The organism is Lacipirellulaceae bacterium (assembly GCA_040218535.1).
In the GTDB taxonomy this organism is placed as follows: Bacteria; Planctomycetota; Planctomycetia; order Pirellulales; family Lacipirellulaceae; genus Adhaeretor.
Genome location: JAVJRG010000006.1, coordinates 1 through 13894, shown reverse-complemented (window position 1 = coordinate 13894; position 13894 = coordinate 1). Strand labels below are relative to the sequence as shown.

Sequence of the window (13894 nt, the reverse complement as noted above, 5' to 3'; positions counted from 1 at the left end):
TTTTCTTGCGCACGAGAAATCACTATTCGTGTCGAGCAAGGCTGCGGTCACACAAGGCTTAGTCAATATCGCGGAACTTGTTCCGATAAGCGGTCGCCGTCATGTTCTCGTTCTTCCGAAACACATCGCAGAAGTACTTTGGCTCAGAGAAGCCAGTTCGATAGGCGATTTTTGAGATCGGCAGTTCCGTTTCTGAGAGAAGCAGCTTGGCACGGGAGAGGCGGATACGGGTGATTTCCGCTTTGATGGTTCGCCCCAGGATTTTCTTGATGCGGCGTTCCAGCGTACTGGGCGACTTGGAGGCTTTCGCCAAGACCTCGCTCACCTTGATGCCTCGGATTGCGTTCTCGCGAATGTAACGAATCGCGTTGGCGACTTCGGGGTCTTCAACCGAAAGCATATCAGTCGACTGGCGAGCCGCCACACCGCGAGGTGGGCCGAGCAGGACAGGTTCCTTCGGCTGAGATCCGCCTTTCATTAAACTGTCGAGCAGGGCAGCCGCTTCGTACCCAATCCGTGTCGGGTTGACGTCGATTGAAGTAAGTGGCGGAGAGCACATGTTGCAGAAGAATGAATCGTTATCGACACCGATCACCGCTACCTCGTCGGGCACTTGTAACTCGGCGCGACGACACGCATCGAGCACTTGATGGCCCCGATCGTCGTGACAAGTCATGATGCCAACCGGCTTGGGCAACTCCGTGAGCCACTCGGCAATTTGCTGCTGCTGTTTCTCCCAATCGCTGGAACTTCCTGACTTCTGCTCGCCGAGGAACACCTCGCACTCGTAGCCCGCTTCTTCGACTTGAGCCACGAAGTTGTCGCAACGCCGATCTTGATTGGGGTTCTCACCACGGGGAGTTCCGCAAAAGGCGAAATGCCTCAGCCCGCAATCTTTCAGGTGGCGAAACGCGAGTTCGGAAACTGGTCGGTTATCAACGCCAATGAAAGGCATTGCTAAGTCAGGAAAACGCCCTCGTAGATCAACTGCAGGGATGCCCGTCTCGGCGATCGCCTTGGCCATGTCACGATCGTTCACACGCACCAGGATGCCGTCACCGTGCCAATTCTTCAGCCAAACAGGTGCCTTGAGGTCGAGCCCGTGCGGTTCGAAGTAGATCGACCACGGGCCATGCTCCTGGTGGTAGCGGGCAATCCCTCGAAGCAGCCCGCGACCGTATTCGCGGGACGTTTCAACGAGGAGCGCAACGTGGGGAACTTTGCTCATCGAGCGAGACGGTCTTGAGGAGAACGAACAGAAAAGTCAGCCGTTACAGGGATTTTGGCGAATTCGCATGAGCAGGCAATCCGAAAAAATGGTGTTTGGTACCGATTTTTCAGACAGCTGTTTCCAGGCTAATTCCCCGACCGCCGCGAATCAAATTCATTCCGTGGATTCTGTCGCCCCACGTCTGTTGAATTGCACAATAAGAACAAGTGCGATGTAGGCACCCGCGAAGCCGAGGCCGTAGTAGCCTCCCTTGTCGAGGATTGCTGAGAGTCCAGCACCTGTCGCCGCAAGGACAGCGATGATCATAAGCAGGTTCCAAACTATGCGGGCGACACCCTTGGGCCGTTCATCCCCGAGTAGCGACTTCTGATTCATCATCAGATAGAAAGTCACGTAAGCGATTGGCAGAAGCATGGCACCATAGACACCGGCGACAATGGTGAGCCACGCTTTCGTTTTCCCCGTCCAGATCAATGGCCACAGCACACCGTTCGCTGAGGCGAGACAGCCGATCCGAAAGAACCAACCCTGTGCCGGGCGGTCAGCGATTTCGCAAATGACAAAGCCGGAGATCAGCATCATGAGCGAGATTGAAGAGAGCGTCATTCCCAAAACACCCACGCCGAAGACGAAGTTTGAGAAGAGTCGTCCGCCGCGACCCTCCTTATCGGAAAACAGATTTTGCAGAGACTTCGCTAAATCGTAGGTGTCGCGTTTGATCAGCACCGCAGCAAGTTGTTTTTCAGCGAGCGAGATGTCCTCGGGAATGTCGTAGGTTTGAAGTTTCTCTGGCTGGGAGCGGCTCTCAAGGATTTCTTCATACTTGTCGGTCAGGTGCTTCGGCATTTCAATGGTTTCACCGACGACACTCGCACCCTCTGGCGCTTGAGCGTGAAACTGGGTTGCCGCGGCAATGACGATACAGCCTGTGGCAAGCACAAAAGGAATGAAGGTGCCGGTCGACATGTCGAAGATCGTCATGCCGCGGAAGTCCTTATTCCAGCCTCTGGAGAGTAGGTTGTAGGGCAACAAAAAGGTCATGTTGATGCCCACGGCAGCCGAGCCGGCACTGATCATGACGTCGCGCTGTTGACTGACGATGTAATCGCTCCAATAGCTTCTCACTGATGAGTCGCCCAAAGCGTCGAGCAAAGGCTTATAAGTATCTGACGGCGCGTAGAGATGGTGGAGTTTTGGGATCATTCCCCCCAAGACACCAGCCCAATCCACGCCTTCGCCAACCATCGCCATGCGAATCACCACGCCGAAAAAGGAAAGCACAATGATGGCGACAACCGCTTTGAGCATCCCTTCATAGATTTTGATGCCTAGGCTTCCGCTTCCGTAGCTCCAGGTGACGAGCGTGCAAAGGACAAGGATGGCAATGGAAACAAGCCACGTTCCTAACTTCGATTCCTGCACTCCCGGGGCAAGCAAACCTTCTCCGGTAAAGACCTCTGGCAGCAGGTTTTGTTCGATCACCGCGAAGCAAAGAGAGTACTGTGGCATCGACCAAACCATATTGGCCAACAGTGCTGCGATGAGCCACGACCATCCCAGGACAGGGTTGATATGCTTGTTGATCGCACGGAAAGGACGCTCCCCTGTGGAGAGCGTCACGTAGCTTATCGCGCTGAGCATGATGACGCCCAAAGCCATCGCAAAAGGCTGCAGCCAAATCATGCTTACCCCAGCCAGGATTCCAAGATAGAGGCTACTCCCCATGGTGCCACCGCCGAGTGTGAGGGCACTTTGCATCCACCCCGGGCCGGAGAGCCTCACGTAAGCACCCAAGGTAGCCATTCTGCCGCGGTTTTTGGCCGCAAGGATTGTCTGCCTGTCGGCTTCGACCTGGGTTGAAATGTCATTTGTCTCTGTCATCAGGTTTCTCCGAGTAGCACAGTAGCAGGCGAGCTATTGGCTCTTTCACTGAGAATTGAATAAGCCATAACCGCCAATAGCGGCCATAACGAGCGAGAACAGAACGATCAGCCCCAGCGTGATGTTCTCCCCTTTGGTATTGCGATAATCCCCCATCACTTCGCGCCTGTTGAGCAAGTAGAAAAGGCAAATCACGGTAGTCGGCAGCAGGACCGCCCCGAGAGCTTGGGAAGCGAGCATGATGAAAACCGGTCTTCCCTCAAACAGGCGAACGACAAGCCCCAGCAACGCCATACCGATCACCAACGCGCGATCGATGGAACTCTTGATCGCCGCCCTCTCGCCGCGATAATCGCGACGCAACCAAGCGAAGGCGACCACGTTTGGGAATTGAGAAGAAACCCCCGCCGCCGTAATTCCAAGCACGAACACGACGACAGCAAATACGCCCGCCAGTGGCTCAAGCAGCGGGATCATCTCCTTGGCATGTTGCAACGTTTCGCCGCGAGCATGCAAACTTCCTGCAGCGCTGGCCATTATTGCTGCACTGATGAAGAAGATCAGCACGGAACAGATTGCGGCATCGCGATTCTGTTGCCGTAGGTCGCTGGTTGTCCACTCTGCTTCCCCGACCAGAATCGAGCGGAAGAAAAGGACAATCGGCGCTACGGTTGTTCCAACCATGCTTGCCACAACCAAGAACCCCGAGGATGAGTCCTCTCCCGAACCCGTCTTAGGAACGCTGGGGACGAGTCCACCGGCGATTTCCTTCAAGGCTGGAAGTGTGAGCGCTGCGTTCAGCAAGAAGCAAACGCCCATAATGCCTGCCAGTGCAGCCAGTAGTTTCTCGAAGCTTCGGACATTGTTGCGAAGCAGCGCAACGACAATCAGCAAGGTGATCAGGGAGGCCCAGGCGAGAGGCGGTAGGGGACTCGAACTCCAACCATCCGACCAGGCAGCAAGGACATCCGCGATGATGCCCATCACGCCCATGATGCTGCCGCTCACACAAACGACCAGTGCGACGAGGATGAACAGCGAGACTGCTGGATGAATGTGAAGCTTGATCGCTTGCAGGGCAGTCAGCCGGCTGACCGCTGTGAGGCGCCCGAAAGCTGAGAAAAGTATGTATGAAGCGACACAGGAAAGTAGCAACGCCCACAACAGAGTCATGCCGTGGTCTGCCCCAGCCTTGACCATCGAGGTCACGCTACCGGTGCCGATCGTAAACCCGACGAGAAACAGTCCCGGGAGAATCGAGCGCACGGTGCGGGAGAGAGCTTCTAACAAAGGCTGCAACCGGGGGTAAAAGAAATGTCGCCCTACCCAAGGGAAGAATCAGCGAACGATTTGCATGGTCATTCCGCCATCGATCGTGACCGATTCGCCGGTCATAAACTCATTGGTGATCAGCATCTGGACTGCTTGCGCAACGTCCTCCACGGTGCCTTCGCGATGCAGTGGAATGCGGTTGGCGAGATTGTGCTTCTGTTGCTCTGGTGTCATGTTTTCGTGGAAACGCGTGCGAATGATGCCAGGGTTCACACAATTCACGCGGATATTGTCATCTGCCACGTCACGGGCGAGCATGCGCGTGAAATGCAGAATCGCTCCTTTGACGGTGCCGTAAGCGAGGGCTCCGGGGCAACCTCGGATGCCTGCTGCCGAGGAGATGAAAATGATCGCCCCTTCGCTGTTTTGCTTCATCAGCGGCATGGCAGCTTGGCAAAGGTGAAACGCCGCATGAACGTGAACCTGAAACGTGTGGTTCCATTGTTCAGTGGAGATGTCCTCAAGCTTCCCTCCGGAAGGGCCGCCTGCACTGTGGACCAGGATGTCGATTCCGCCAAGTTGGGCGGCTGCCTCTTCGACGCAGCGATGGACCTCGGCCGGATCAGCCATGTCAGCCGCGATGAGGCAACACTTAGGGCCGAGGGCTTCGACCTGCTCGGCGAGTTGTTTTGCCTGGTCATCAATATTCCGAGCATTTATGGCGACGTCCACGCCCTGCTTCGCCAAATCGAGGACGATTGCTTCGCCGATTCCTTTCGTGCCGCCTGTGATAAGGGCACGCTTTCCGGACAATTCCATGGAGTTTCTCAAGCTTTGAAGAGGTGATTAGAAAGATCAGATGAGTAGCCGCCGGCTAAGTAAGCCACCCACGCAGGACCTTGAGGTCCCTGCGAAGTGCGTCGATATTGGCCTGCGTTCCTTCTTTGCCAAGGTATTCAACGTGCAGCGAGATCGGTCCTGAGAAGCCGTCCTTCTTCACTTGGTCGAAGAATTTCGGATCGACTCGGCCCGTGCCAAGCGGCACGTGCTTGGCCTTCTTGCCGTCCCAGTTGAAGTCCTTAACAAACAACGCACCAATGTGTGGCTTGATCACGTCATACAGCACGGGCCATGACAACCCCGCTTCGATCGTTGTGTGACGAATATCAAACGCGCTGCCAACTTGATCAACAGGGATGTCTTTGAGAAGCCAATGCAAATCCCAGATCGTGGCCCCAACGTATTTCGCGTCGGAATGATTTTGATAAAGAGCACCGATTCCGAGTTCTTTGTTGAAGGCCGCGAGTTCTTCCACCTGCGGGCGAATCTCTTCGAGCTGTGGCAAAATTGGCTTTTTGAGATCGTACTTGTAGAAGCCCATCCGGTAGCTTTTGATCCCCAGGCTGACCGCAGTCTTGAGGACCTTTTCCGTCAGCGGTTGTTGAGGATTGAGCACGTCAGAAGCCATCGTTACGACTTTTAAGTCGCGCTTATCGAGTGCTTCGACCAGCTTCGGCAAGTCCTCTTCCACACGCTCTGGCAAGACGTGTCCTTTGTTCCGAACGGTCGCCTCGACTCCTTCGAAGCCGAGGTCTTTGATGGTATCGGCAAGCTCATCGTAAGAGAGGTCTTGCAAGAACTTCGTGAAAGCGATGATCTCGTACTTTGTACTGGCAGCCGATGCAGCAGCGGATGCGGCGGCTTCCTTCGCCACGGAGGTCTTTGCAGCCAGAGCAAGTGGGCTGGCTAAAGCAGCGGCTCCAACGGTGCGGAGGCTATGGGAGACGAACCGGCGGCGATCGAGGGGCATAGAATCAGACATGAATTTGAGGCTCTAAGGAACGAGAAGTTAACGCGAAAAGCAACCACAGCTTGCTTAGCCGTGACGAAACTGCACACGACGATGCCTGTAGGATAACGGCATCACCAACGCGAAGAGAGCCAAAAAAACGGCAGAAGGTTCCGGAATTTGGACAGCGCTTGCGAGCGAGACTGAGCTGTCAAATTGCTGTTGCCAAGCCAGTAAGTCAGCCGCATCAACCAGGCTGTCGCCATTGGCATCGCCGTCCAAGCGACTGGCATCGGTCGTGCCGAATCCGGCTTTCCAGAGGGTGAGGTCCATGTCGTCGACCGAGCCATCTTCGTTGAAGTCGGCAGAATATAGGACCGCGAGTGAAACGTTCGCGGAATTGTACTGCACACTCCAAGCGAGTTCCCCGACCAAGCTTGGCAAGTTCACCGAATCAAACTCGCCGGCTACGCTGTTTGCAGAGATGATTTCGAAAAGGTCTCCAGCGCTCGGATCGAATACGCCTTCCAGGTTCACTTCTAGCGTTCCGTCGATCGTGGCAGTGCCGCCGATATCGAGAGTACCGAAATCGCTTGCGCTCGAAAGTTCAACGGTTAAGCCACCAGCGGCGGTTTGGGTGAAGTCGCCGAAGATCTCAACTGTCCCTTCGCTGGTAAGCGAAAGCGTACCACTGCCCGCTTCCCCAATGCTGAGGTCTCCGATCGGTGCCACCGAGTTACTAACGGTGACGGTTCCGCCGTTTTCGACGAACACTTTCGTATCGTTGGCGTTTGAAGTAGGAGTGGCAACGGTGATGGTGTACATCGCCCAGTCGACCCCCGTATCGTCATTGATTTGAACGTTTACGGACCCTGTTTGCAGATCCGAAAGGATCGATGCGAGATCAACGACACCGACAAAAGATTCTGTTGGATTGATCTGCGTGTCCCAGCCGAGATCGCTGAAATTGAAACGGTTACCGGAATTTGCGACACGGATAAAGTCCGTATTCACATCCCCTCCGCCTTGCTTCAGAGCTAAGGCGAGTGTGGCGTGGATGACTTGCTCGCCTGCATCCAAGGCGTGCTGCATCGTGAAGGCGACGTTTTGATTCGTGGCAACCTCGTCGAAACCGGCCAGGGGATGACTCGATGAGCCAAGGATGAACGCTTCCCATGCGGGATCGACAAACGGCTCGTCGACACTACCGCTGCCGTCGTCGACGTAATTGTCGATGTCACCCTGCAAGTAATCGCGAGAGGAAACGGTAAAGACATCCGTAGGGACCAGTTCCTGACCCCAGTTGGCAGCGGTGTTCCAATCCCCTGAACTCGCAGTGAAGCGATACTCTTTGATGTCGCGTGCGTCATTTCGCTGGGCATCGTACAGGCTTGTCGTTCCCCCGGCTGTGACCGGCGTGCCATGCGAATCGTAATTTCCTGAAGGCTGCGGACCAAAGGTCGTGTCCTCAACAATTGTGCCAGTGGAACCGATCAGCCAGTTTTGAGCGGTAGGCGGGTTTTGGATTCGAAAGCTGTCAGCCTCAGAATTCCAAACCGTAATGTTTGCCCCTGACCAACCGTGCGAGGTACCGAATGAGCCGCGGTTGCGAGCGTTGATGGCGTTTCCTTCGACGGTGATGTTGTCGTAAAGCGTTCCGCTTGACCACCGTTGATGGGGTCCCGTGTCGCTGTTGGCATTCGTTGCCGTTGAGTTGTGAAAGACACTCGGGCCAGCAGGACGCGTGCTGTTGGTGACAAAATCATGACGCCCTTCGTCGGCCGTCGAGTTCGTGACGAACCCAAGCTCGCCACTGAGGTCGTAGGTGTAACGGCGACTTCCCGTGATCTCGCTCACGGGCTCGAGGCTCGTCGCATTGGCGACCGTTACCCACTTCGAGCCAGGATTCGAAACCACCAACGAATCCCCAAAGTGCAAAGCCGTGACGTCTCGAATCCAGACATGTTCGGCCCGGTCACTGTTCTGTGAATTGCCAACCTCGATGAATTCCCAAGCGTGATCCTCATCGGTCGGCGAATCGAAGTCGGCATCGCCACGTAGGTTCTCGATGCCGACGTTATTGATGGCACCATTCCAAACGTAGCGGCGGATGGTGCCTCCGCCGTATTGTTGCTCAAACGAATTCCCTAGTGGCTCGTCAATGAAGATCCGATCTCCCTCGACACGAGTGATCGTGCGATCGTAGCGAATGTTCATGGTGCCCGGCTGCCACGGCGGGTCGCCGTTGGGTGGGTTGTTCATCCCGACCGCGTTGATCCAAGCCTGAGTGCTAGGACGCTCGATCCGAACCGTATCGCCAACGGAAAACTCCCCCGGCACATCAACGCGAAAACTGTTCGTTCCTGCCGGTACCGTTTTGTCGATCAGATTTCGGGTGGAGCCAACGTTCGACCGACCGCCGTTGCCAATGATTTGGATCAGCGGACGTTGGTTCGTGCCCTCTGGGCCGACGTTCCTCGCACGTAAAACGGTTCCATTAGTGCCCTGCCCTGCTCCACGAAGCACGACCCCGCTGGCGTTGATCAGAAGTTGTGAGTTGATGTCGTATTCACCAGCGTTGAGAAATACTGCCCCCCGATACCCGTCCGGTCCTAAAGGCATCGCGGCGACTTGATTGATCGCTGCTTGAATACTTCCCGTATCGTCTCCGGCAACTGGTGAGAGGGTGACCACGTTGGGGACGTTATCAGGGATCGCTTCAATACCCTGGCCTCGATACCCGACTCCTGAGAAATCGAGAATGCGATCCCCTTCCGCATCAGGGACATACATCAATCGACCCGTGGAACTGGTCTTCACCCAGGCGCTCTCGTTGGCGGACGTTACTGCGGGGTTCGTAATGAGACAGAGAGTGACCACTACGCAGACCCTCAGCGAAGAAATCAGTTTTCCGAAGACGCTTAGCATGTGAGTAGAAGCTGCAGAAGCAAGAATGAAGATGCGTGCCGTAACGCGATAAGCCATTATTTATCATTGGCTGAGGTAGCGAAATCCGCAATCTTTTTTCGCCGGAGTGACTTCCGGAAAATCACCAAGAACGAGCGTCTACTTTGCGGTAGGCCCCACCTCGGATGGTGTTAGCGGTTTCCTAACGCTTGAAGTGCCCAACTCATCAGCCCCGACATCAGGCTTCAGGTCACGGGCTTCTTGGTCGATATCGTGGGTAAGGAATTCATACTTGGCTTGAGCCGCATCGACTACAGGCGATTCTGTCGACAGTCGGTAGAGCCCCTCGCTTTGCTTGAGTAATGGGTCAACAACTCGAAATTCTCGTTCTGAAAACTCTCGCGATTCGATTCCCGTCTCCTTGCTGCGATTGGCGTAGAGAATGTTTCCAGAGAACGAGATTCCATCCGCTTCAAAGAGATTCAAGAGCTGGCTATCGTTGGTCTCACAGACAATGTTTCCGGAGAACTCGCAATTCTCGGGGGGCAAAGGGCGTTTCTTCGAGGCATGTCCTAACCGCAGTTGAGCACAGCGAACCCAAGTGTTGTGAACAACTTGGCAGTCCGAAGCGGGCAATCCGTCGGCGACTCCTTGGGCACCGCTACCCGCCGGGGCGCCGTGCATGATTGCAAGTGGCGCTTTCATGGACGTTCCATCCAAGCCCTGGAAGTAGTTGTTGTAAACCCGGTGGCCAGAGCCGTAAAACCGCACGCCACCTGCGCGAAAGTCTGCAAACGGTCTCTCTTGGTAAGTTTTAATGACAAAGTTTCCGGCGAAGACACCATCGTTGCCGTCACGGAACACGATGCTGCCGTGGCAATCGATCACTGAGTTGGTGAGGAACTTACCCCCGCCTACTTTGAAGGAAACAATTTCGTCTTCTCCTTGGCACCGCTCGAAAAGATTCTCGCGAATGGTCGTATGCGACTTTCCGCCCACGTTGCCGATGCGACTTTCGCCGATACGAATGGCTTCAAACTCGTTCTCGTCCTTTCCGTAGGTTCGGTCAACAAAGTGGTTGCGCCGGATCAGGTCGCCTTGCGAAACATAATCTCCTTCGCCAGTGATGAAGAGGTAGTAGCCTCTTCCTCGCTTCCCTGAGAACCGATTATGGTCAACTTGATTGTGTGCGCTCGCTCCCCCGTAAAGCGTCAGCCAAGTATGGTTTTTCTCGGAGTCCTCTGCACCTCGCATGGAAAAGTCACAACGGGTGATGCGGCAGTCTTGGCAGTTGCGCACACTGACCAAACCATTCTTTCCACCAGCAGCCTCATCCATCGCGAAGCGGAATCCTTCGAGGACCAAATGCCGGGAATCTCGCACTTTGACGACATGCCTTCCTATGAATCTTGTCTGTAGAAGAAATCCCGCGCGGATCGTGATGGGCAATTTTGGCGTGCCAACGAGTCTTTTGAGCTCAAGATCGCGCTGAAGTTCGTAGGTGCCCTTTGCTACCTCAATGATCGAGCCTGGCTTTGCTGTCTTTATTGCGGCTCGTAGCTCGTCCAACGACGCGACGGTGACTCGTTCCGAGCCCAAGCTAACCGGGGAGAGAGCAAAAAGTATCCATGAAAATACAAAGAGGCTGAAGAATCGCAAATTACTGCTCCTGGGATCGATCGCGGTGGCCAACGAAGTGCAACTGGCTCACTTACCCGATTCATTGAGCGCGTTTTGCGCTCAAGAAGCAATCCAAAAAACGGCACGAGATACCGAATCTGGAGAAGCGAGGACGCAATTTCTGTCTGGTTTCCTTGCCAGCGACAAAGAGCGACTCGTACTTCAGGCAATCAAGGAGTCGCTCTCATTGATTACCGCGTCGCTGGAACACCAAGCCGAGTACGACCACCGTTAGAAGAAATGCCGAGCTCGGCTCGGGGACTGCCTTCAGTGAACTTGTAAGCAAGCCCGGACTCGTGCCGTATTGGGCTTTCCAGATGGCCAGATCATTGGAGTCGATTACGCCATTGCCGTCGGCGTCGCCGTTGGAGTTGTCCAACTGACCGGTGAGTCCCATTCCTCTTTGCAGAATCATCAGATCGGCCCCGTCGACGGTGCCACTGCCATCAAAGTCCGCACCGTAGATCACGCTGAGGCTGACGTCGTTGGCTGAATAGTCGAGAAACCACTGCAGTCCGGAGAGGATTGGGAGTTCGACCGAGTCAAACTCGCCCTGAACTCCGCCATCGGCAGAGAGGATCGTGAAAGTATCGCCGACTGAAGGAGCCAAGCCATCAACCTCGTTAATGTCGAGCAGGCCGTCGAGCGTTGCTGTCCCTGTCACATCAAGAGCATCGTGACTGCTTGGCGAGAAGAGATCCATCTGCAGCGTACCATCGATTTGTTGAAGGTAGTCGCCGTCGATATTCATCTGCGTGGGTAAAGCAACTCCTGATCCGACAAGGTTGTTGTGGTTGATGCCAACTTCGGTGGAGCCGAAAGCAATGTCGTTGTAATAGCGAACAATCGCGATGCTGTCGTGATAGGGTATTGGAGTGCCGCCGGCTCCCAGCACACTTGCGGTGTCCCCAATGCCTGAAAGATTGCCTCCCGCCCAATCGTCGATCAACAAGTTCTCAAGGGTTCCGATGAGCACGTTATTCACATAAAGAGACATCGAATCGTTTGCCAGATCGTCACCCTGGCCAGACAAATCGATCACGCCGACGGCATGGTGCCAACCAGGACTGAGAGATGTACTCAAGGTTGAGGTCGCTGTGTCATCCCCGTTGACGTTGAAGCTCAACGACCCATCGTTGAGCAGAAAGGAAACGCCACGCCCCGTGCCGCCGACTTTGGCGAGGACTTGATCGCCGCCCGCTGAAGTATCCGAGACGTGGAATACGACTTCAAAGGAAGCATCACGCTGACTTCGCTGAGGTGATTGGCCCTCGAAGTACTGATTCAGCCCTTCCGCACCGCCGACCGTGGGAATGTGATACGCGGCAGTAACACCTGGATGGCTGGGAGCGGAGATCGCCGCGGGACTACTTCCACCGGCGAAAGCAACATCGCTGCCTGGGCTGGCGGCATTTGTCCAAGTGGAATCCCCTGCCGTATCGAGCGCTGCGTCGAAGTTTAGCTGCAAACCGGTGCTCACGATCGTTGGCACGGGTTGCATCTCGTTAAAACCGTCCCCACCAACACTCACCATCGAGTTCGAAACCGTCAAGTTACCTTCAATGAGATTCGAACTACCCAGTGGCGTGATCGTACTGCCGCCGGTTGCTTGGATCGAGCCAACGACTTTCCCTTCGAGGGCCAGATTCTGGTTCGAGAGGATATAGCCGCTTGGCTTCTCAGTGACGTTGAGCGTCCCAGAAGGTCGTGCTGCGATATTCTGCGAGCCGCTTAGGGTTCCTCCGCTCGCTAAACGCAGAGTCCCTTCTTCGACCGTCGTATCGACCTCGTACGTATTGTTGTTGGCTAGATAAAGCGTCCCTGAGCCTGCTTTCGTGATTCCACCTCCACCGCCGCCACTTGGAGCCACGATTGGCCCTGTCACCACAAGCAGACCGCTCCCTTCGAACGTTGTAGTTCCGTGAGTAGTGTTCGTTCCGGAGATGATGTGCGTGCCATCGGCGATGGGGTTGCTGACAACCGTTCCCCCATGAAGTTCCAGAGGTTGGCTAATGCCAACACCGGCTCGATCGGGTGCGGAGCCAAGACTCATCGTCGCGCCCGGATCAAGTTGCACACTGCCTGTCCCGGAGACTTGAACGCCATCTTCCAAAGAGACGGTCCCTTGCGATAGGTGAAAGGTGCCCCGATTGTTGACTTGCGTGCCAAGCAAACGGATCGTGTTCGTATCTTGCTTCTGAAGGGTTGCGCCGGAGTTGATTTCGACGGTCCCCTCCTCTCCCATTGCCCAATCAGAGGTTCCTCCCATGACATTGGTGTTCTCTAGTGCATAGACCGAATCGACTGCTGGTGTGATTGGTGCGCCCGTATTGGTGACCGTCCCTCCCTTAAGGTAGATCGTATCTTTGCTGTAGTCGGTACCGTCGATGTCAAACGTCTCGCCCGTACCGTAGGTCGGCAGATAGGGATCTCCAATGACCGTAGGTGTCCAGACACCGTTGATCTGCTCGATGAGTCGGCTATCGTCTTGCTCTCCGTTGTCAGATTGACCGTACTGCCACCAAGAGTACCGATTCACGTAAGGTCGACTTTCGAGGCCCGGAATGGCAACCTCAAGGAACGCGGCATTCGCGGCTATCAGTTCAGGACTACCCACCGTATTCCCAAAATCAAGACCTGCGAATTCGGTAATCCAGATGGGAAGTCCATACGTGTTGTAATACGAGTCGACTCGACTGAGAAATCCATTCGCCGACCCTACGGGATTATTCGGGTTGACTCCGCCATACCAGTGGAAGGCAATCTCATCAACGATCAAATTGTTCGCCGCGGCCTGAGACATGAAGTCTGCGAGCCATTCACGCCCCGCCAGGTTATCAGAGACGCCAGGGCTAACGAGTTTCAACCCAGCCCCAGAGAGCTGATCGTCCATGATGTCCCAGACATCAATCGCTTGGGCAACAGACATATTCGCCTGGTCGGGGCGTTCCGGTTCGTTGAAGCCCAGGACGTACTCGATGTTTAGCGTATTCTGACCTTCCCCCGTTTTCAGTACCAGCCTAAGTGAGAGAATCGGGGTTACTGCAGCAGGCTTGCTGGAGTGAGGCCGTAGGCCGAACGGAAGCAAGCCTGCTGGCGGCGAATGCCGCTGGGGTCTGGTAATCCAATGCACT

General features: G+C 55.1%; 9 protein-coding genes. 1 reads left to right on the top strand and 8 read right to left on the bottom strand.

Annotated features, from left to right (window positions below; all coding sequences use genetic code 11):
• Positions 1–58: 58 nt before the first annotated feature.
• The 7 genes from RIB44_08810 to RIB44_08780 form a co-directional block, all read right to left on the bottom strand.
• A complete protein-coding gene (locus RIB44_08810; GenBank protein MEQ8616681.1) occupies positions 59–1228 on the bottom strand; it encodes a XylR family transcriptional regulator in 1170 nt (389 codons plus the stop codon).
• Positions 1229–1384: 156 nt separating this feature from the next.
• The gene (locus tag RIB44_08805; GenBank protein MEQ8616680.1) at positions 1385–3112 is read right to left on the bottom strand and encodes a divalent metal cation transporter; all 1728 of its coding nucleotides are present in this window, start codon (positions 3110–3112) and stop codon (positions 1385–1387) included.
• 45 nt (positions 3113–3157) lie between these two features.
• A complete protein-coding gene (locus RIB44_08800) occupies positions 3158–4378 on the bottom strand; it encodes a divalent metal cation transporter (GenBank protein MEQ8616679.1) in 1221 nt (406 codons plus the stop codon).
• 72 nt (positions 4379–4450) lie between these two features.
• Complete coding sequence (locus RIB44_08795) at positions 4451–5203, bottom strand: SDR family oxidoreductase (GenBank protein MEQ8616678.1); 753 nt, start codon at positions 5201–5203, stop codon at positions 4451–4453.
• A gap of 55 nt (positions 5204–5258) precedes the next feature.
• The gene (locus tag RIB44_08790; GenBank protein ID MEQ8616677.1) at positions 5259–6206 is read right to left on the bottom strand and encodes a sugar phosphate isomerase/epimerase family protein; all 948 of its coding nucleotides are present in this window, start codon (positions 6204–6206) and stop codon (positions 5259–5261) included.
• Positions 6207–6260: 54 nt separating this feature from the next.
• A complete protein-coding gene (locus tag RIB44_08785; GenBank protein ID MEQ8616676.1) occupies positions 6261–9158 on the bottom strand; it encodes a hypothetical protein in 2898 nt (965 codons plus the stop codon).
• A gap of 81 nt (positions 9159–9239) precedes the next feature.
• Positions 9240–10649, bottom strand: a complete 1410-nt coding sequence (locus RIB44_08780) for a polysaccharide lyase 6 family protein (GenBank protein MEQ8616675.1) — start codon at positions 10647–10649, stop codon at positions 9240–9242.
• Here RIB44_08780 and RIB44_08775 point away from each other — a divergent pair.
• Positions 10582–10995 (top strand): hypothetical protein, encoded by a 414-nt coding sequence (locus RIB44_08775; GenBank protein ID MEQ8616674.1) that lies wholly within the window; start codon positions 10582–10584, stop codon positions 10993–10995. The genes RIB44_08780 and RIB44_08775 overlap by 68 nt on opposite strands.
• Here the strand turns inward: RIB44_08775 and RIB44_08770 are convergent.
• The gene (locus RIB44_08770; GenBank protein MEQ8616673.1) at positions 10945–13893 is read right to left on the bottom strand and encodes a glycosyl hydrolase; all 2949 of its coding nucleotides are present in this window, start codon (positions 13891–13893) and stop codon (positions 10945–10947) included. The two genes, RIB44_08775 and RIB44_08770, sit on opposite strands and share 51 nt — an antisense overlap.
• Position 13894 lies beyond the last annotated feature (1 nt).